This is a genomic window from Acetobacterium fimetarium (assembly GCF_014284475.1).
In the GTDB taxonomy this organism is placed as follows: Bacteria; Bacillota; Clostridia; order Eubacteriales; family Eubacteriaceae; genus Acetobacterium; species Acetobacterium fimetarium.
Window position 1 is genome coordinate 50,889 of record NZ_WJBC01000008.1, and the last position, 20,483, is coordinate 71,371.

Here is a 20,483-nt window from a genome sequence, read left to right on the forward strand (position 1 = left end):
AGACAAACCTGTATTGGATCATATGCTGTCCCTGACAGATTTGTCTTTATTTAATTTCGATAGTCCACTTTTTAAATTTATGATGTTTCTATTTCAAACAGTCAAAACGAACGATCTTTCATCCAGAAGGATTTTTTGTCCCAACTATATACGATTTCAGCTTTGATCTCGGTAAAATAGTCTTCAATCAGTTTGTTCAGAACATCCAGATCTTCAAAACTGTTGTCGGCTTTCAGTGATTCGATCCACATGCTTTGACCGCCGCAGGCATCGCTTAAATGAATTTTATAGTCCAGATTATTTTCTCTAACCCGATCGTTTAATTCGATGATCTCATTCCATGTAATAACCATTTTCAAAACCTTCTTTCTTAAATACTTTGTTATTTACAATACTAAATCAAAATTTCAAATAAGTCAATTCATCTCCGTAGTTTTCAGTCATGCTCATTGCCCTGATTTATCCCGCTATTATCGCAAAGCGTTCATTTGCGGCTACTGAAAATATTTTCTATATTGAATTTTAATCAATGCACTATAGAATTAACTTGTAAACGATTTTATTTTCCGAATAATCCGTCTCTGCGTTTTCAGGAAATACAATCGAGAACAGGAGGATAAACATGGGTGATAAAATTATCAGTGGCTGCAATCACTTCAGTATAACGGTTGGAGATATTGACCGTTCCGTTAAGTTTTACACAGAAGTCATGGAAATGACTTTTGAAAACATTCGTTACAATGTCGACCTGGCCTATATCAGAAAAGTCACGGGATATCCGGACGGTGTTCTTAATGTCGCATTTGTATCTTGTCCCGGTTTGCGTCTGGAGCTCATCCAATATGTTGAACCGCAAGGCGTCGTGCTGGATGTCAGTCCGCATAACATCTGCAGCAGTCATATTTGTTTTGCCACCACCGACATTCATAAGGCCTATCAGCGCTGCCAGGACAACAATATTCCAACCAGAAATGAACCTGCCTACATTGATAACGGACCAAGCACCGGCGCTTATGCTTTCTACCTGCTTGATCCTGATCATTACAATATTGAATTATTTCAGCCGGCTGCCAAATAACCGTATTCTTTCAGAATTAAAAACGGGAAATCAGATCTTCGAATTTCTCATTTCTTCGTAGGTAATGACAAGCATCCAACACAACATTTCATCACCGCTAACCCGAAACTAAATTATCAGGAGGATTAAAATGGTAAAATATGTTGTAGGTATTGATGCCGGCACCACCGGTTCTACTGTAATGATTTTTGACCTTGAAGGAAAACTTATCGGTTCAGGCTATCGGGAATATTCCTGCAAATTCCCGCATCCCGGCTGGGTCGAGCAGGATATCAATGATTTATGGAAAGGCGTTTGTGAAGCATCCCGGGAAGTATTGGCCAAAACTGAAATCGATCCCAAAGAAATCGGTTCGCTCGGCATCTCCAGTCAGCGCGGCACCTTTGTGCCCATCGACAAAGACTGGACCCCGCTGTGCGACTCCATCGTCTGGTCGGACGGCCGCGCCGGTGAAGAAGTCAAATGGATCGAGGAACATGTTGGCCGGGACCACTACCATGAAGTCAGCGGCGATCCGCTTTCCGGCATGTGGGCTTATGCCAAATATAAATGGGTGAAGGACAACCGGCCGGAGCTCTATAAAAAAGCCTTGAAATTTGTCAATGGCCAGGAATGGCTGCTGCACAATTTAGGTTCCAAGGAATTATTTACCGATCCATCATCGCTGGCGCTCAACGGCATGCTCGATGTCAAAACGCTGGACTGGTCCGACGAACTGCTGGACGCGATCGGCATTGACAAAGACAAACTGCCACCGGTGAAAACATCGATGACACAGGTTGGCGTTATCTCTGAGAAAGCTTCTGAATTAACCGGATTTGCGGTCGGTATGCCGATCTGCTGCGGTGGTGGTGACCAGCAGTGTGCCGCCATCGGTTCCGGTGTGATCCGGGAAGGCCTGGCTGAAATCACGATTGGAACCGCCGCCGTCATGGTCGCCCATGTGGACAGCCCGAAACCGGATGTGAATCATACCGTTTTATTTGGCGGCCATGCGATGCCCAACAAATGGGACATGGAAGCGCTGACCTTTGCGGCCGGCGTGACCCTGCGCTGGTGGCGTGATACCTTTGCGCAACCGGAAAAAGAAGCCGCCGCTGATCTGGGTCTGGATCCCTATGATCTGATTACCCTGGAAGCGGAACAGGCCCCGGTCGGATGCAAGGGCTACCTGTTTATGCCGTTTTTCAACAGCCAGGTTTCACCTTATTATCATGACAATGCCACCGGTGGCTCGCTGGGACTGACTCTGGCCCATGACCGCGGCATGATGGCCCGCGGCGTGATGGAAGGCGTCATCTACGAACTGCGAATGAGCGTGGAAGCGATGGAAAATGTATTGGGCCGGCCTTTTGAAGCGATTCGATTATCCGGCGGCGGCGCCAAATCAAAACTGTGGTGCCAAATGCAGGCTGATGTTTACGGCCGACCGGTCGAAAAGCTCAACGTATCCGACTGCACGACTTTGGGCGCTGCCATCCTGGGCGCTGCCGGGGCCGGCGTCTTCGGAAGCATTGAGGAGGCGGTGGATAAAATGGTTCACACCTTTGGCATTATTGAACCGAATATGGAAAATCACAAAATTTATACGGATATGTACAATATTTTCAAAGATACCTTCCTGGCCTTGCGAGACGCTGATGTCTACAATAAACTGGCTGCTGTATCTAAAAAGCACTGGGGTTGAATCTTACCTTAAATATCATGAAAGGAAGCTAATTAATGATTAATGTAAGTTTAAAAGATAAAGTCGTCATCGTCACCGGTGCTGCCAAGGGAATCGGACGGGCCATTGCTTTAAAAATGGCTGAAGCAGAATGCACAGGCCTGGTTGTAAATGACCTGAAAATTGACGAACATGCGGAATCACTGAAAAAAGAGGCCGAAGCCTATGGCGCTGAAGTCCTTTTAGTCGCGGGCGATATGAGCAATGAAGAGGCTGTCAAAAAAATGATTGATGCCGCGGTGGATAAATGGGGGCGCCTGGATGTGATGGTGAATAACGCCGGCATCTCCAAATCAAACGATCTGTTCGGCACCACGGCCAGCGACTGGGATCTGGTCATCAACATCAATATGCGCTCGGCATTTCTGGGAACAAAGTATGCGGCGGCCTATATGAAAGATCATGGCGGCGGGGCAATTGTCAATATGGGTTCCATCGCCGGTATCACCGGTGGCAATACCAGCCCGGATTACGGTGCTTCCAAAGCGGGAATCATCGCGCTGACCAAATATGCCGCCAAATTTCTGGCCCCCTACGGCATCCGGGTCAATGCCCTGGCCCCCGGAACGATTTATACCGACATGATCAAGCGCAATTTTGAAAACCTCAGTGATGAAGCCCGGGAGAAACGCCTGTCTGCCATTCCGATGGGCCGAATGGGCGATCCGGATGAAGTCGCCACGGCGGCACTGTTTTTCGCTTCCGATCTGTCAAGCTTCATCACCGGTGATTCACTGATGATTACCGGCGGCCGAAACACCTGAACCGACGCTAACCTTCCTGAGTCTGAGTTCTGAAATCCCCAAGGCGTATTCATGGATGATACAGCATTCAGACTCAATCAATTGATAAAAACTGCTACGGAACACTGACAAAATGGCAAACGAAAAACGACAAACCGAAATTGACCCAATGATGATGTTTCAAGTTAAAACAGGCTCCCCCTGTTGCCTTGATATGCATAACCAGATAATCATTGGCGTCAAATGGTTTGTCTTTTTCTATTATTTCGAAGGCGATCCCTGCTTTCGCCGCCGCATTATCCACTATTTTTTCTGCCTGAAATTCGGGGCGTACGCAACCGCCAGACGGATGGCTTCAATCATGCTCACCGGACTGGCAATGCCTTTTCCGGCGATATCCAGAGCGGTTCCATGATCCACCGATGTGCGCAGTATCGGCATGCCGATGGTGAGTGAGATGGTTTTTTCAAAATCAACCATTTTAGTCGCAATATGTCCCTGATCATGATACAAAGACAGCACCGCATCGTAGGCACCCTTCAGCGCAAAATGAAAGACACTGTCCGCGCCGACGGGTCCGTCGATAGCAATCCCCCGCGCCCTGGCCGCTGCAACTGCCGGCATCACCGCATCGACTTCTTCGTGCCCGAACAAGCCATGCTCACCGCAGTGCGGGTTAAGTCCCGCGATCGCGAGATGCGGTTTTTTTACCCCTAATATTTCCAATGCCTCGACGCACTGATCAATAAAAACTGCCAGATTATCCGGGGTTACCAGACCACAGGCATCTTTCAACGAGACATGCCGGCTTAAAAAGAAAACTCTCAGATCATGCACCTGAAACATGGTCAGCGGTTTTTCCGTTGCTGTCAGCGCAGCGATGATTTCGGTATGCCCGATATAAGGCACTTTTGCCGCTTTCAGTGATTCCTTGTTAATCGGTGTTGTCGCCAGCACATCCGCCTTTTTTTCCAGGCATAACCGGGTCGCTTTTTCGATGTAGTCATATGCCGCCTGGCCGGTCATTGCCTGCACTGCCTCGATTTTTAACTGCTCCATGGAAATATTCTTAAGATCAATCAGATTCAGCATCCCCGCTTCGTATTTTCCGTCAGCAGGGTCCGTTACAACATTGATGTTCAACTTAAGCTTGCAAAAATCGAGCGCCTGCTGCAAGACGTTTTTATCGCCGACAATGATGCATTGGGCTTTTTTTTGAACCAGCGGATCGGCTAACGCCTTGACGATAATTTCCGGACCGATTCCGGCGGCATCCCCCATGGGTATCGCGACAATAGGTTTCATTTATTTCTCTCCTCGCCTTTATTCATAGATCCTTGCATAACTCATAAAACGCAAACAAAATTTGCTTTGCTGTCGGTTTCCGCAACCAGTTGTGTAACGTGTAGGCGAACAGTCGATAGACTGTCCGCCGTACAGTGTAACAATTGGTTCGCGCAAACCGGCAGCGAAGCTCACAAGCGTTTTGTCAACGTCAAACATCATAATAATCGTTCCAGACCGGAAAATGGACGGATACTTTTGTGCCCTTTTCATAATCGGAAGCAATGGCGATATGATGACCCAGCTTGCGGGCAATCTTCTGGCTCAGATAAAGTCCGAAACCCGTCTCCGCCTCAAATTTACGGCCATTGTTGCCGGTGAAATGTTTATCAAAAACGCGCCGGATATCCTCTGCTTTGATACCAGGGCCCTGATCCGCAATGATCAGCACCGTTTCTGCCTCCTGCTGTTCGGCATAAATACTGATTTTTCCATTGGGGTATGAATATTTAACGGCGTTGTCAACAATCTGCTTGATGATAAAGCCCAGCCATTTTTCATCAGTGTCGATCTGAAAATCAAGCTGATCCAGCTGCAGATTCAGATGCTTGTTTGTAATGCTTGCATATTCCCGTTTGATGCATTCCCTGACAACCTTATCCAGGCTGGTGCTGCTGATCAGATAATCTTTCGCAAAATCATCCGCGCGGGAATAAAATAACGTCATCTGCACAAAGTCCTCAATTTTATCGATCTCGTCCTCAATACTGTACAGAACTTCCTCTGACGGCGCATTCAAACTATTTTCGATGATCAGCTTGGCTGCAGCAATCGGTGTTTTTATTTCATGCACCCACATGGTGATAAACTCTGTATCCTCGCTGCTTTTTGACTGGTACTCGCGCAGCTTTTTATTGATCTCCCGATATTGTTTCTGCAGGAGTTCGTGGTAGATGCGCTGTTGCGAACTGGCCGACGCCGGCAGGGAATTCACCCAGTCCAGGCCCTCGGTCTCCGATAATCTTTTGAGCTTTTGATAATAACTCTTCTGGTACAGAAAATCGATGCTCAGATAGACGAAAAACAGAAAAACAGCGACTTCAATCACATACAAGCCGTTGGACCGGCCGAAGGGAACCGCTTCACCAACGGATATCACGACCCCGGCAAAACCAAACATCGTCAGGTACAGCATGATCAGAAACTTTTTATCAAACAGATAATCCCTGAGCCTCATATCATATAGCCCTGATTCTTTTTCGTTTCGATGACATTTTCCAGCCCCAGATCCCTGAGCTTCTTTCTCAGGCGCGTGATGTTCACCGTCAGGGTATTGTCATCGATAAAACTGGCATCTTTCCAGAGGCTTCTCATGATTCTTTCCCGGCTGACTGCTCTGCCCCGGTTTTTAAGCAGCAGCGCCAGGATCTGGGCTTCATTTTTGGTGAGTTTCATGGTGTTTTCATTAACGGACACCACCCCGCTGCTCCTGTTGAAAATCAGTCCTTCATGGGCAATAATATCCATTTCGCTATTATCATAGGAATAGGTTCGTCTCAAAAGCCCGGCGACCTTGGCCAGCAGAATGTCAATTGAAAACGGCTTGACAATAAAATCGTCACCGCCCATATTGGTGGCAATGATGATATCCATATCGGTGCTTTTGGATGAAACAAAAATAATCGGTACCTTTGAAAGCAGCCTGATTTTACCGCACCAGTAATAGCCGTCATAAAAGGGCAGAATGATATCCAGCAGCACCAGATCCGGTTTGAACGCGATAAATTCAGGCAGGATATCACAAAACTCCGTCACCGCTGCAGCATCATATCCCGCTTTTGACAGGTTTTCCACCATGATGCCGGCGATTTTCGCCTCATCCTCAATCACCAATATTTTAAACAATAGCAATCACCCTTCCCTTGAAAACCCAACGGCTGACGGTAAAATTGTCCTTTTTCTCGTTACATTATACTTTATCCCGGGCCAGATTCACAAATTATTTTTCCCGGCCCCAGGCAATGCGCATGTAGCTATTGACCGACAAAAGATAGAAAAAGCAGTAGATGATAATGTAGATCCCCACAATAATACCGGCGTTGATCATGGTCGGCAATTCTTTTCCAGCGAGATCCATCGTTCGGTTATAGGTCAACAAAGCAAAGCTAGAATGCAGCAGGCCAACGGTTAACGACAATCCAAACACGATGGCCAATTGTCTGGCAATGGATTTTTTTATCTCATCCCTGCTCATCCCGATTTTCTTGAGGATATCATATCGACTGACTTCCTCCTGAGCCTCAATGATTTGTTTATAATACATAATACTGCCAGAGGCAAGCAAGAACAAGATCCCGATAAATAATCCAATAAATACATAGGCCCCATATAGTGAAAAGACCGATTTATAAACCCCAATATAACTCAGATTGGCGATGCCAAAAGTACTGCTGGTCCGGGTATTCTCCGGAACAATTTTATTTAATGCCGCCACCGTTTTTTCCGATCCGGCCGGATTATCAAACATAATGCCGGTAAATTTCACCACATCGTCAGCTCCGACCTGTTCCCGATAGCGATTATAGGCCGCATCACTTAATACCAGTGTTGGTTTTAAATACAAATCCAAAATGCCAATATATTTATGCAAGGAAACTCCAACAATATTATAAGCGTCGGTTTCATTTGAAAATTGCAAATTCATGGCACTGCCAGTTAAATTTTGGCAGTAATCTTTTTTTGTATTGCCATCAATAAAATAGCCTTCGCCATCTTTTAAATCCATATTGAAATCTGTTCTCAGGTTGTTATAAGTGCCGGTTTCAACTTTGGTATCCTTAATGATTGATCGATAGGAGCTTTCTGACATAATATATCCATCAACCGTCATTCCCGGGTTGTTCTCCGTTTCAAGTGAATACTCATCACTCTGAAGCTGGGTTTTTATGATTTCAAACTGATTTGTCGCTGTCACCTTGACTTCGCCGGTCTGATCTATCACTTCAAGCATCTGATTAAACTGCTGATCATCGCTATTTTTACTTATATATGAAAAGGGCGAGTAATAGGGCACCAGATCGCCTAAGGTCCGGTACATGGAGAAGGTCGCACTCATCATCGTGATGGTAATGGCACAGGCAATGGCAATAAAGCTCAGCATTTTTGAATTGGCTTTAATTCGATAGACAATCTGGGAGATGCTGATAATATTTTCTGATTTGTAATAGAAGGCTTTATTTTTTTTCAATGCCAACATGGCCATCGGAATAAAGTTTTTAAAAAGCAGTAATGTGCCGATGACAATACAAACTAAAATGACCAGCGCCGGGATCATCAGATGAAATCCCCCTTCATTAACATTCATGACCATGGCGATGGTGTAACCCACGATCATCAACACAATTGCCAATATTCCACCCGTTAGCGAATATTTGGGTAATTTTTCACTTTCTTTATTTGCCGATAATAACTCGATCAGTTTATAGCGATAAATTATTCCATAGGCGTTAAGCGAACTGATCATAAACAAAATCAGAAAAGCCACCATCGTTGTTGCAATTGCTTCCCACTGAATCGAAAAGGTGACCGCTGTTCCATCGGCCATGAGCTTCAATAAAATCATCGAAAAGAAACGTGAAAAGGCAACTCCCAAAACAGTCCCGCAAGCGGTTGCGATCAGACCCATGATGATATTTTCATAAAACATCATCCGACCAATCTGACTTTTTTTCATGCCCACCAACGAATAAATCGCAATTTCCTTTTTTCTTGTTTTGACAAAAAACTTATTGGAATACAGTACAAAAACCGAAGAGAACAGCACAATGGCGATGGCCGCAGCTTTAAATAAAACCGTTATCTTACCGGCGCCAAATCGGTAATTTGAAAATTGCGGATTAAAATAGATCGAACAGAAAATGCTGAAGATGGTTACCGCAAATGTCGTACTGATCAGATAGATCAGATACGTTCCAAATTTCTTTTTGATATTATTGATCGCAAGACTAAAGAAGTTCACTGTTATCCCCCCCTAACGAAGACAGGACTTTTAGGATCTTGTCAAAAAATTCCTTTCTGGTTCCGGTATTGAATATCTCCATAAACAAAACCCCATCCTTGATAAAAATAATCCGTTTGCAAAAACTTGCCGCAAAAGCATCATGGGTGACCAGCATAATTGTCGCCTGATTTTTTTCATTCAATCGTTGCATGCATTGCAGCAAATCTTTTGACGATTTGGAATCCAGCGCACCGGTTGGTTCATCAGCCAGAATCAGTTCCGGTGAATTAACCATCGCTCTGGCCGCAGATGCGCGTTGCTTTTGACCGCCGGATACTTCATAAGGATACTTGCCTAAAAAGCTTTCAATTCCCAGTTCAAGGGCCACGTTTTTGACGGTGCCCTCAATTTCCGCTAGACTTTTTTTAGATAAAATCAGGGGCAAGGCGATGTTTTCCTTTAAGGTCAAGGTATCCAACAGGTTATAATCCTGAAAAACAAAGCCCAGCTTACTTCTGCGAAAATCGGAAAGTTCCGGTTCCTTTATTTTGCAGATATCCTGACCGCCGATCGAAATTTCTCCCGCCGTTACCGTATCGATGGTCGCGATCACATTTAACAGCGTTGACTTTCCGGCTCCCGACGGGCCCATAATTCCGACAAACTCACCCTTTTCGATCTCAAAACTAACCCCATCCAGGGCGGTGGATACACTGCCACCCTGTTTTGAACCATATACTTTTTTCACATCACTGACTTTTAATACTGGCATATAACGCCTCCACTAATTTACTTTAACATAAGTCTATCATCCCTTCTTTTCAGCTGCCATCGATTCACCTTACATTATTTCAGGCCGCAGCTTACAGTTTTGAAAGGTCATTGCGTCAATAAAAAAAGAAGAACGATGGCTTTGGACCATCAATTCTTCTTTTTTCGTTGGCCGTATTTTATACTTTGACAAACGCACGGCTGGTTGCTCCCGGTGCCGCCGAGCCTTTCGGCACAATCTCGATGCGAATCGCTTCGAGCCGCAGCGACAGCCCTTCCGTTCCGGCACTGGCGCCGTTCTTCGCCCAGTCCAGCCAGCCATAGTTCTGTGCGTGAACCTGATAATATACATCATACTGATTGGCATCCGCTCCCGTCAACCTGATCTGAATCGCCTCCAGCCGCAGCGACTGGCCGGATGTTCCGCTGGTAACGCCATCGCTTTTAAAGCCCTGCCAGCCGATATCCTGAACCTGAGTCTGGTATTCGACACCCACGTCATCGCCCTGATTCGCAACTTTGATCTGAATGCCTTCCAGTCGCAGCGATTGGCCGGATGTTCCGCTGATGACCCCGTCGCTTTTGAAACCCTGCCAGCCAAGATTCTGAACGTGGGTCTGATAACTGCAGTCAAGATCTTTCACAAAGGGGCGGTCGGTTGCTCCCGGTGCCGCCGAACCTTTCGGCACGACGACAATTCTGATCGCTTCCAGCCGCAGCGACAGCCCTTCCGTTCCGGCGCTGGCACCGTTTTTGGCCCAGTCCAGCCAGCCGAAGTCTTGCGCATGAACCTGATAGTAAACATCGCATTGATCGGCATCCGTTCCTGTCAGACGGATCTGGATGGCTTCCAGCCGCAGCGATTTTGCAGTTGTTCCGCTGGTAACACCATCGCTTTTAAAGCCCTGCCAGCCGATATTCTGCACATGGGTCTGGTACTCGACGCCGACATCGTAGCCGAGATTGTTCATCTTGATTTCAATGCCCTCCAGCCGCAGCGACTGGCCGGATGTTCCGCTTAATTCTCCGTCGGTCTTCCAGTCCTGCCAGCCATCATCCTCAACATGGGTCCGATAGGCACAGGTGATCCCGTCGATCGACGGCACCTTGATCTCGTAGCCACTGATCGTCTCGGTCACGATGGTTCCAGCCGCATCTTTGATATCGACGAACAGCGCATAGCTGCCGGCCGCTGCCGGCCTGAATGTCGCCGTGCTGTTGGTTGAAAAACCACTGATTACGGTCGTTGCGCTGCCCCGCTGATAATAGAATTTATACTGATAGGGGTTTGTTCCGCCACTGGCCGCTGCACTCAATTGAATGCTGGTGTTGACTGCCTGGCCCGACGTTTTGTCGGTTTCAAAACTTTCCACCTTTAATGGCGTACTGACGGCAACCGCTGCAACCGCCGCATCCAGTTGAATTCTTCCGCTGCCAAAGTAAATATCCGGCCCGCCCGTTCCCAAATCCTGGGCGGTATCTTTCAAAATCGTTTCGACTTGACCCGCGGTCAGACCCGGATCTTTTGCCAGTAGAACAGCACAGGCCCCGGCAACGATGGGGCTGGAAAAAGATGTGCCGCTGACAGCCTTGTATAAACCATTGTGATCGATTGTCATAATCGACTGCCCCGGCGCACATAAATCGACGCGGTCATTGTACTGGGAAAAGCTGGCATGACCATCGCCAGAGGTGGTTGCCGCCACTGAAATCACCCCGTTATAGGATGAAGGGTAGGAGTATCTTCCGGCATAGGCCGACAAATCGCCTTCGTTTCCGGAAGCCCCAACCAGTATTTTGCCGGCCGCAATCGCGTAGTTGACCGCATCCTCAAGACCGGTATATTGATCGTACCCGCCAAAGCTCATATTGATAACCCTGACTTCCGGCCGGTTAGCCGCATCCATCAGCGCCGCACAGATATAGGCAACATTCAGGGATGTGTCGCCGTCATACTTGCCACCGGTCCGGTAGGGGGCGATTTTTATGTTCGACACCCCTGAGACTCCGGCGGTGCCAATCCCGTTATTTGTAACGGCGGCAATGCATCCGCTCACTTCTGTGCCATGACCGGCGATATCCACAACTGCCGCACTGCCGGTCACATAATCATAACCGGCGACGGTGTTTGCGGCGATATCCGGATGACTGGTCTCCAAACCGGTATCAATCACGGCGACAACAACGGGTTCTGTGTTCGATACCTGATCCCAAGTCTGGTTTTCCCCGATTTTTGTAAATTGCCAAGCTGATCCATTGGTGATATAGGGATCGTTCGGCAGCGAGGATACTTTTATTTCACCATTTTTACAAACCGATAAGACATTGGGATTGTTTTTCAATTCCGTCATCAGTTCGTCAACATTCGTGTTTTCACCCGGTTCAATCACGTCAACCCGATCGGATACATGTTCTCCGGATTTAACCTCATCTGTGGTCAGGGAAAGATCTTTGACATTCGCATCGCTGCTGTCTGCATAGATGACAACAAGCTGCTGCTCCGGATTATTATTTGCATCAAGGTTTGCTACTTCCGCCATCGTTTCAATGACCGCTGCACCTGCTTCCTGATGCGAAACGGTCCCGTTCTCCTGCTGATCGGCAGTGTTCTGATCTTCTATCTTAACCGACGGCTGATCGCTGTCGGTCGACGCTGCCGCCATGATTCCTACCGGTACAAGTAAAAAAGCGATAACAACCATTATCAGCACTTTTGTCAGATTTCCTAGTTCTTTTTTCATATGATTGTTTTCTCCTGTTCTATTTATCCACACTGATACCCGTTGTCCCAGAAGAAAAATCTTTTTTCAACAGCTTTTTCATCATGACCTGAGCTAATCTTCACCTTCTGATTATAACCATTTAGCTTAATTAAAGCTATAAGATAATAATTATTCAACCACAACGCACTCTACTTATTTAACGAACATGGCTCCCGTTTTGTTGCCTCCTTGATCCAAAATTATTTTCGACATTATCTGTTGACATGTCGTATCCATAGATGTATAATATCGACAGATATCAAGAAAAGGATGTGAATAAAAATGAAAATGACCAGTGGTGTCGAACAGGCAGTCTGCATTTTATTAATGCTGGCTTCACAGCATAACGGATTGCCCTTGAAAAGCGTTACCCTGAGCACCCGGCTTCAGGTGTCGGAGTCTTATCTCAAAAAAGTTTTGCGAAAGCTGGTGGTTAGTGGCCTGATTAATTCCAGCGCATCGAAAACCGGCGGTTTCAGCCTTGCAAAATCCGATGAGTCGATCACCTTATTAGAGGTTTTCGAAGCAATCGAAGGTTCCGAGCCTTTTTTTGTCCCCTCCAATTTGGTGGAGAAAGTTTTCCTGCTGCCGGAAACCATTAAAAAAAATAAAAGCACCGTCATCACGATTATTTCTGAAGCCGAAGCACTCTATAAAAATCGGTTGCAGCAATGCACGCTCCGACAACTAAGGTATTATGCCGACAATAAAACTCCCGGAACGGTTGACTGGAACGTCATTGTCGAACAAGGTCTTTAAGTGTATTCGCATAAACCGCCAATGAAGCTCACCGTCGTTTCTTAAACACCAAAGGAGGTACCAATCATGTTGAAAAGTGAATTTCAGAATCTCAGAAACAACAAATTTCTAATTGTACTGATCGTCGTCCTGTCACTCGTCCCCACCTTGTATACCACGATTTTTTTATCTTCAATTTGGGATCCCTATTCAAAAATCAGCCAGTTACCGGTTGCGCTTGTCAATCAAGACAAAGCCTGCGATGATAATGGCAACACCCTTAATATCGGGGCGGAATTGACCAAAACCCTCACCGATGAAAAGCCGCTCGCCTTTGCGTCTGTTGATTCGCAAACAGCCCAGGATGGTTTGAAAAATGGCGACTATTATATGGTCATCACCATCCCTGAAGATTTTTCAAAAAATACCGCAACCCTGATGAATACCGATCCGCAACCGATGGTGCTGTCCTATGAAATCAACCCCGGGGAAAATTTGTTTGCTTCCAAAACCGCCATCGCAGGGGCAACTTCGATTAAAAACAGTGTTTCTGACAAGGTGACACAAACTTATACCGAAGTCATTTTTAAACAAATTTCGACTTTGAAAACCGGCATGAACCAGGCCGCTGACGGGGCAACGGCTATCAATGACGGCTCAGAACAGCTGGAAAATGGTAATCAGCAGATCACAGCCAATCTTTCAAAATTAGCGGACAGCTGCCTGACCTTTAGTGATGGTGCTAAAACGCTTTCGGTTGGTCTTACGAAATATACCGATGGGGTCGGAGCACTCAGCCAGGGACTGCAGCAGCTTAATGGACAGCTGCCCGCCCTGACTGGCGGGATCAGCCAGATTCAGTCCGGCACAAACCAGTTGAATAGCGGCGTTGACCAATATACGACTGGGGTTGACCAACTCGCTGACGGCAGTCAGAATCTAGCCGCTTCCAGTGACAGCCTCAACGCCGGTGTTTCCTCAGTAGCTGATGGCATCAATCAGATTAAAGCCGTCAATGATCAAACGCTGGCATCACTCATCCAGAATCAGCCGCCGGCAACAGCAACGGATCTTTCCGGTCTCAGCGACAGTGCTACGGATATTCTGACCAACACAAACAGCATTCAAAACGATCTGGATTCATTGGATACGGTCATCGAAAGCCTGAGAACTTCGGAAGATCCGCAAGTCCAGGCCCAAGCCGATGCTTTGGAGCGTCTGCGCAGCCGTCTTGCCGGCAACAGCGCTGGCATTGATGATGCAGTAAGCGTGATTCAGAATCTTGGCAATGCAACCCCTGAAACAACTTCTGCCGGCAACACGGAACCGCTGATTCAGGCTTTGAGCGGGATGGACCAAGGGTTGGAACAGCTGCAGCAGGGCATGAATGATGAAAATGGCGGCCTGATTTCCGGTGTCGCACAGTATACCACCGGCGTAAACAATGTTGCTGCTGGTTTGCAGGCGCTGAATAATCAGTCCGAAACCTTGGCGAGCGGTTCAAACGGACTGGCCGCTGCGATGACTGAGCTCAATAACCAGACGCCGCTTTTGACCAGCGGTGTTGTGCAACTGGCGGATGGTTCTTCGATACTGAGTGCAAATTCCAGTCAGTTAATCGCCGGCGCCAGCCAGCTGGCAAATGGGGCCGGTCAGATCAGCAGCGGTTCATCACAGCTGGCGGCCGGATCACAAACACTGGGAAACGGCATTATTTCCCTCAAAGACGGCAGTCAGTTGCTCGCCGGAAAAATGTCCGATGGGGCGCTAGCTCTGGCCGCGGTCAATACCAATGACAAGAACATCGAAATGTTTGTGTCGCCCACAATATCAGATGAAGAAAGTTTTTCCACCGTCGCTAACAACGGCACCAGTATGGCACCTTATATCATCTCATTGGCCCTTTATCTGGGGGCGATGGCTTTCTGCCTTTTTTATCCATTGTACGATAACAACGATAAACCGAAAAACGGCATCGCGTATTGGCTCAGTAAATCATTTATCCTGCTGATCGTGAGTACACTGCAAGCCATCTTAGCCATCACCGCATTGATGCTGCTTAATCATCTGTCGCCCGTCAATGTGGCCGCCACCTTCTTGATTGCCTGGATCACTTCCCTCTGCTTTATGTCTTTCACCAGTATGTTGCGAGTTGTCCTGGATGAAGGCGGCAGCTTCATCGCATTGCTCGTTCTTATTCTGCAGTTAAGCGGCGCCAGTGGTGTTTATCCGGTTGAACTGACAACCAGCTTTTTCCAGGCGATCCATCCCTACCTGCCGATGACTTACTCGATTGAGGCCTTCAAACAGACGCTTTCGATTGGGGCAAAAGGTAGCGGCATTGGAGAGTACACGATTGTATTGCTCGGCATCATGATCGTCTGTATCGCCATAACGTGTCTTGCCTATGTCTTAAAGACAAAAAAAGCCGCAAAATCATTGCCGCTCCTGCTAAAAGATAGCAACTGAGTAAAAGACCAGCATGATCTTTCCGTCTGCAGTTTCGTACCGGTGTAACCGGTACGAAATAATGCTCACGACCCGATCATGCTGGCCTTTCGTATTTTTTCTGTTTCCGTAAAATCAGCTTTCAAACGAGGCTAAATCAAGCGCACAATAATTCGATGCAGCACATCCACGGTATCATCCAAATTTGTTGAGGCATCTTTGATATGGTGATAGACTTCCCGCTGTTTTAGTGCGTACATCGGATCCCCGCTGAGGAACACGGCTGTCATTCCGCCGATGTAGAGTTTTTCAATCTGAACGTGGGTATCTCGCATCTGCGCAACGGCCTGTTCCGACTTGTCGGGATCAGTTTTCAAATCACTGACAGCTTGAGCGAAAATATCCACACCCGTCTTTAATTGTTCGATCATATTAACGATGGTCGCATCCGGCTTAACTTCAAAAGCCTCCATGGACAGCAGGCTTGACTGGGCATATTTCAGCACTTCATTCATTCCCACCGAGATCGAATAGATATCGCCGCGATCAAAAGGGGTCGAGAAAGCTTCAACCAGATCCCGCTCCATCCTCATTCTGACATCATCTGCCGCTTTTACATGAAAATTCAACGCTTCACTTTCGACCACCGCTGCGTGTTTCACCCAGTTATAAAGCGCATTCACGCCAGAAGCATTGGCACAGGCCTGTTTATACAGCATTTCATAGAATCTGTATTTGACCGGAAAAATACGGTCAATAATGTTCTTCTTATCCATAATTTTTTTGATTTCCTTCTTTAACTAAACTACCCTGAAAAGTGCCTTGAGCAGCAGACAGAAAACAGCCGCCATCATTCCCGACAGCGGAATGGTGATAAACCATGCCATTATTATCTCTTTTACAATCGTCCAGTTCACCATCTTGTAGGAATCCGCGGCGCCAACGCCCATAATACTGCCGACAATAACCTGCGTCGAAGAAACTGGTGCCCCGGTCAGATTGGCGGCAAATACCGATCCCAGGGAGGACAGCTGAGAATTGATGCTGTGGATGGGTTTAATATCAAATATGCCTCTCCCGATTGTTTTCATAATCTGCCATCCCCCCATCATAATCCCGATGAACATCGCCAAGCCGACGAATAATCGCATCCAGACAGAAACAGCGTGGACCTGGCTGCCACTTACCGCTGCCAGAGCCAGAACGAGGATGCCCATAATTTTTTGGATATCGTTAGATCCATTTGTAAAAGACAACAATGAAACAATGATCCACTGGCCTTTTTTCATATGGTTGTTGATGCCTGTTGTTGCGTTTCGCAAAAGTATCTGGCTTAATTTCTCCAAACCAAACGCCAGCCCAAATCCAAGCAGCGGCGATAGGATCAGCGCCATGACAACTTTAACAATTCCCGTCACTTGATGATTTGAACTGATCAGTTCATTCCAACCCCACAGCACCTGGTCTGGTCCTGCTGAAATCATAACTGCCCCGAGTATACCGCCGACAAAGCTATGCGTCGAACTGGATGGCAATCCCATCCGCCAGGTCATGAGATCCCAGAGAACTGCTCCGACGATGGCTGATAACAGAACAATCAGCAGCGATTTATCCGTTGGCAGACTGATGATGCCGGCGATGGTGTCCGCCACCCAGATTGCCACCAAAGACTGCCCCTAATATGCCAAATACTGAGGCTAAGACAATGCCGCTTCGGGGACTGGCTGCACCGCAACTAATAAAGGATGCAATAACCGAACTCGCATCATGCAAACCATTCGTGAAGGTAAAAACAAGCCCCACCAGGATGACTAAAATTAACACACTCGTTGCACTTACCTGTATCATTTCTACTCCTGTATAAACTGTTCCGATTATTTTTTTGAATCACTGTTTCTATTCAAAAAACATCACACTGTTCACATTTCCATCGGTTCCGAAAACAACCTGGAGCATCGATTCGTTATCATTAACCCACACTCGAATGAAACTTTCTTGATTATCCTCAAACGGAATCTGCGTCGCATTGATCTCGGTTCCTTCTGCCCCCAGGATGGTTTTCACTTCTTCATAACTCATGCCATTTTTGATCTGATCAGCCTGTTTCTGCGTGACTGACTTATTCGTTAAAAAAGCAATGTCTTTCCGATTCGAATACAGCAGTGTTTTGCTGATTACGGTCCCATTTTCATTGAATAAAACGCACACCCCAAAACTTGTTTCTTCATCCATATAATTGAATACATTCTTTAATTGCGTACTTTCGGTCGGCACGACGCCCAACTCAGAATCCACCTGGTCTTTCGTTTGGTCCATTTGCACTTGGTCATAAAAATTGAAAACTGTTTGTTTTGAGATTGACGTCTGATTACCGGAACTGGCGACACCGCTGTTGCACCCAGCTAAAACCATTGGAAATATTAAAATGACAGACATTAAAATAAGCGCTTTAAAATATTTCATACGCGAATCCTCCCTCTTTTTATAATCGTTTTTTTACCCATTTTTAAACAAATCAAACAATCCGATCATTCCCGTTGCGCTTCAAATTCCTGGTCTAAATTAATTCTGCCTTTATTGCGTCATAAATTCTTAAAAAGCCTTAATGTTAAGGTGATTTTCAGGTTTAAAATGCTACACTATACGAGTTGACAGCGCCTACGTTTATTCCTAATCAAAATTTTAACAATCATTTGCCCAAGAGGCAGGAATGGAGAATATCTAACATGAAAACCGAGGAAAAAACAGCTCTTACAAAAAATAAAAAATCTTCTTTATCAATTGCACTTTATGTTGGTGGTGCAATCGTCGCCCTTGTGGGTATAGCCTTACTCGTCACCAACCTAAAGCTTTATAGCGACACCGTTAGCCAGTATGTGGCAATGGGTTATGATGCCAGCGAGGTGACCACTCAATTGTTGCCATCACAATTACTGCCGACTATCTTTCAGGCAATTGGACTCTATGGTGGATTATCAATGGTCCTGTTCTGTATGGGTTTAGCCTACCAGAAGTTCACAAACTTCACCCTGCAGTCTGCAAATGACGAAGCCGTCATTGCTGCTCCGGAAACAACACTTTCAGAAATAGAAGAAATCGCAGCAATAGAAGAAGCCCTCGTTTCTGATACGACTGAAGCTGAAACGACGGACACCAACGAAGACACTGCTGAAAAAACAGAAGAAGAAACCAAGTAAACAACAATTTAACTTGATCATTTTTTCTGAATAACGAATAGGGCAACGTATGGTTTTAAGTCTCCACTTTTTTCAACAAAGAAATCAGAACTTATTTATACTTGAAGCACCTGAAATAAGGGCCTTTTGCAAAACTTCGATGTGATTGTCCGTTATTGTTAATATCCTGAACCCAATCAAAGGATCCTAGCAACATCGGACAATTATATCGGCTTTAGTGAAACGATAAACTCGTTTCATTATATTTTGCAAAAGGCTCTTTTTCTTTTGGCACTCGCTGCAAGCAGACACAAATCAGTCATTAAACGGAAATGAGCTGGTTGAATAAGTCGCAAAATAGCCATTGATATAAATGGCATTATCGCCCAATGGCTTGCAGTCAATGGCCAGTGGCGTACCTTCCGCATAGACGATTCCTACCGTCCCTTCATTGCCAGGCGTAATGTCGTAACTGTAGGTAAACTCGATATATTCTCCCGCATCGGTGGTCCCTTCCGGCGCATCAGCTATTTTCAATATCCCGTTTTTAAACTGGTAGTAATAATCTCTTCCCGCATACGTGATTTTCCATGTTCCGGAGATATAAGTCCCGAATTTTTCCCATTCGCTTTCTTCAGATGCTTCCGTAGCTGTCGTTGACTCCAATTTTGCTTCACTTGTTGCCGGTGGTTGAATGGTGATATTATAGGTAGCCGTTTTTATTCCGCTTTTGTTTCCGTTCTGATCGATAGCGATACTTTTCAATGTCGTGTTGCTTTGTAGGGTAATGGGATTTTCATACCGGCTTGATTGATCAGTCGGCTCAGAACCATCAATCGTAAAATAAACTTGAATACCTTCGCCATCCGGTTTATTGATCACGACTTTTTGTTCGGCAGTATAGCTTCCTTCGTTGAGCGAATAGGATGGCAAACCAAGCGTTACCTGAGTTTCTTTAGTCTGTGCCGTTTCGGATGACATGGCGTTATTAAACAGCGCGCTGCCCCGGCTAAACCACCAGAAGACCAATCCGCCGATGATCACAATCGCGCCCAGGGCAACTGCCAAAACAATAATCGCCGTCTGCTGAGATTTTCCCGTTTTTTTGTCTTGTTGCTGCGATACTGGTATTGGTTCCGGCACTGTATCATGAACCGCCTCATGGGATTCTTCCGCGCGCAAATGCTCCGGGTTTCCCGAATCAGCATGATCGTGCTTTTCGATATCATAACCACATTCCCCACAGAATCTTTCCGAAGGATCGAGCTTTGTTCCGCATTTCGGACAAAATTTAAGTTTGTTCACGGCTATTCTCTCCTTTCTCAATTATCAGGCTATATTTTTTTATTACCCGCTTCGCGCTGCTTTAAACGGTAAACTGGGCATTGCAGTTATGAAAGAAAATAATCCACACAAAAAAAAAGAAACCACTGAGCCCAGCTGCTTCCCCGCAAAAAACGCTAAAAGCCGATTCCGCATTTTCTCCTGCAGAACCGGCTTTAATTAGATATTTCAGTTGTCATCCTTTTGGAATCACCCCTTTCAATTTTACCAAACATCTTCTTTTTCGCTTTTCTAATGACATCATTTCTCTTTCCTGGCGATTATTCATCCTCGATCCATTATTCTCTTTTATGGAGTCATCCCTTTTTCCTAATAGCGATGGCTGGTTTTTCCATAATGTTAATACCGATCTTAAATTGTTCTGCCAGCAGTTGATATGTTTTAATCCGGTTATCTTTCGCAAGAGTAAAACA

The 20,483-nt window shown here is 46.1% G+C and carries 19 protein-coding genes; 6 read left to right on the plus strand and 13 right to left on the minus strand.

What is annotated here, in order from left to right; all coding sequences use genetic code 11:
• Positions 1 to 101 precede the first annotated feature (101 nt).
• Positions 102 to 353: an RDAC family protein gene (locus GH808_RS07155; protein ID WP_186842097.1), complete on the minus strand. Its 252-nt coding sequence runs from the start codon at positions 351 to 353 to the stop codon at positions 102 to 104.
• Between the two features lie 269 nt (positions 354 to 622).
• On the opposite strand from GH808_RS07155, the gene GH808_RS07160 reads away from it, so the two are divergent.
• The 3 genes from GH808_RS07160 (at position 623) to GH808_RS07170 (ending at position 3,568) form a co-directional block, all read left to right on the plus strand.
• A complete protein-coding gene (locus tag GH808_RS07160) occupies positions 623 to 1,078 on the plus strand; it encodes a VOC family protein (protein ID WP_186842098.1) in 456 nt (151 codons plus the stop codon).
• A gap of 130 nt (positions 1,079 to 1,208) precedes the next feature.
• Entirely contained in the window at positions 1,209 to 2,765 is a 1,557-nt protein-coding gene (locus GH808_RS07165) for an FGGY-family carbohydrate kinase (protein WP_186842099.1), read from the plus strand.
• 35 nt (positions 2,766 to 2,800) lie between these two features.
• Entirely contained in the window at positions 2,801 to 3,568 is a 768-nt protein-coding gene (locus GH808_RS07170) for an SDR family NAD(P)-dependent oxidoreductase (RefSeq protein WP_186842100.1), read from the plus strand.
• Between the two features lie 94 nt (positions 3,569 to 3,662).
• On the opposite strand, the gene GH808_RS07175 is transcribed toward GH808_RS07170, so the two are convergent.
• From GH808_RS07175 to GH808_RS07205, 7 genes are all read right to left on the minus strand, one after another.
• Positions 3,663 to 3,851, minus strand: a complete 189-nt coding sequence (locus tag GH808_RS07175) for a hypothetical protein (protein ID WP_186842101.1) — start codon at positions 3,849 to 3,851, stop codon at positions 3,663 to 3,665.
• Positions 3,851 to 4,852, minus strand: coding sequence for a 4-hydroxythreonine-4-phosphate dehydrogenase PdxA (pdxA, locus tag GH808_RS07180; protein WP_186842102.1), 1,002 nt, complete (start codon positions 4,850 to 4,852; stop codon positions 3,851 to 3,853). Before pdxA ends, GH808_RS07175 begins: the two co-directional genes overlap by 1 nt.
• A 190-nt stretch (positions 4,853 to 5,042) precedes the next feature.
• Positions 5,043 to 6,068 (minus strand): sensor histidine kinase, encoded by a 1,026-nt coding sequence (locus GH808_RS07185; protein WP_186842103.1) that lies wholly within the window; start codon positions 6,066 to 6,068, stop codon positions 5,043 to 5,045.
• A complete protein-coding gene (locus GH808_RS07190) occupies positions 6,065 to 6,736 on the minus strand; it encodes a response regulator transcription factor (protein ID WP_186842104.1) in 672 nt (223 codons plus the stop codon). The genes GH808_RS07185 and GH808_RS07190 overlap by 4 nt, the downstream gene beginning before the upstream one ends.
• Before the next feature lie 94 nt (positions 6,737 to 6,830).
• A complete protein-coding gene (locus tag GH808_RS07195; RefSeq protein WP_186842105.1) occupies positions 6,831 to 8,849 on the minus strand; it encodes an ABC transporter permease in 2,019 nt (672 codons plus the stop codon).
• Complete coding sequence (locus GH808_RS07200; RefSeq protein ID WP_186842106.1) at positions 8,836 to 9,603, minus strand: ABC transporter ATP-binding protein; 768 nt, start codon at positions 9,601 to 9,603, stop codon at positions 8,836 to 8,838. The genes GH808_RS07195 and GH808_RS07200 overlap by 14 nt, the downstream gene beginning before the upstream one ends.
• 178 nt (positions 9,604 to 9,781) lie before the next feature.
• Entirely contained in the window at positions 9,782 to 12,343 is a 2,562-nt protein-coding gene (locus GH808_RS07205; RefSeq protein ID WP_186842107.1) for a S8 family serine peptidase, read from the minus strand.
• A gap of 303 nt (positions 12,344 to 12,646) precedes the next feature.
• Between GH808_RS07205 and GH808_RS07210 the strand changes: the two genes are divergently transcribed.
• Both GH808_RS07210 and GH808_RS07215 read left to right on the plus strand, forming a co-directional pair.
• Complete coding sequence (locus GH808_RS07210) at positions 12,647 to 13,123, plus strand: Rrf2 family transcriptional regulator (RefSeq protein ID WP_186842108.1); 477 nt, start codon at positions 12,647 to 12,649, stop codon at positions 13,121 to 13,123.
• 66 nt (positions 13,124 to 13,189) lie between these two features.
• A complete protein-coding gene (locus GH808_RS07215; RefSeq protein WP_186842109.1) occupies positions 13,190 to 15,571 on the plus strand; it encodes a YhgE/Pip domain-containing protein in 2,382 nt (793 codons plus the stop codon).
• Positions 15,572 to 15,702: 131 nt separating this feature from the next.
• On the opposite strand, the gene GH808_RS07220 is transcribed toward GH808_RS07215, so the two are convergent.
• Genes GH808_RS07220 through GH808_RS07230 form a run of 4 tightly spaced genes read right to left on the minus strand, consistent with a single transcriptional unit; the run spans position 15,703 to position 18,013 of the window.
• Positions 15,703 to 16,326, minus strand: coding sequence for a DUF47 domain-containing protein (locus GH808_RS07220; RefSeq protein ID WP_186842110.1), 624 nt, complete (start codon positions 16,324 to 16,326; stop codon positions 15,703 to 15,705).
• A gap of 24 nt (positions 16,327 to 16,350) precedes the next feature.
• Positions 16,351 to 17,214 carry an inorganic phosphate transporter gene (locus GH808_RS07225; RefSeq protein ID WP_311135762.1) on the minus strand — a complete coding sequence of 288 codons (864 nt, stop codon included), beginning with the start codon at positions 17,212 to 17,214 and terminating at the stop codon, positions 16,351 to 16,353.
• Complete coding sequence (locus tag GH808_RS15360) at positions 17,159 to 17,398, minus strand: hypothetical protein (RefSeq protein ID WP_243166147.1); 240 nt, start codon at positions 17,396 to 17,398, stop codon at positions 17,159 to 17,161. The genes GH808_RS07225 and GH808_RS15360 overlap by 56 nt, the downstream gene beginning before the upstream one ends.
• Positions 17,399 to 17,446: 48 nt before the next feature.
• Positions 17,447 to 18,013, minus strand: a complete 567-nt coding sequence (locus tag GH808_RS07230; protein ID WP_186842111.1) for a hypothetical protein — start codon at positions 18,011 to 18,013, stop codon at positions 17,447 to 17,449.
• 263 nt (positions 18,014 to 18,276) lie between these two features.
• Between GH808_RS07230 and GH808_RS07235 the strand changes: the two genes are divergently transcribed.
• A complete protein-coding gene (locus GH808_RS07235; protein ID WP_186842112.1) occupies positions 18,277 to 18,747 on the plus strand; it encodes a hypothetical protein in 471 nt (156 codons plus the stop codon).
• A gap of 294 nt (positions 18,748 to 19,041) precedes the next feature.
• Here GH808_RS07235 and GH808_RS07240 read toward each other — a convergent pair whose 3' ends face one another.
• The gene (locus GH808_RS07240; RefSeq protein ID WP_186842113.1) at positions 19,042 to 20,031 is read right to left on the minus strand and encodes a chitobiase/beta-hexosaminidase C-terminal domain-containing protein; all 990 of its coding nucleotides are present in this window, start codon (positions 20,029 to 20,031) and stop codon (positions 19,042 to 19,044) included.
• Between the last annotated feature and the right edge of the window lie 452 nt (positions 20,032 to 20,483).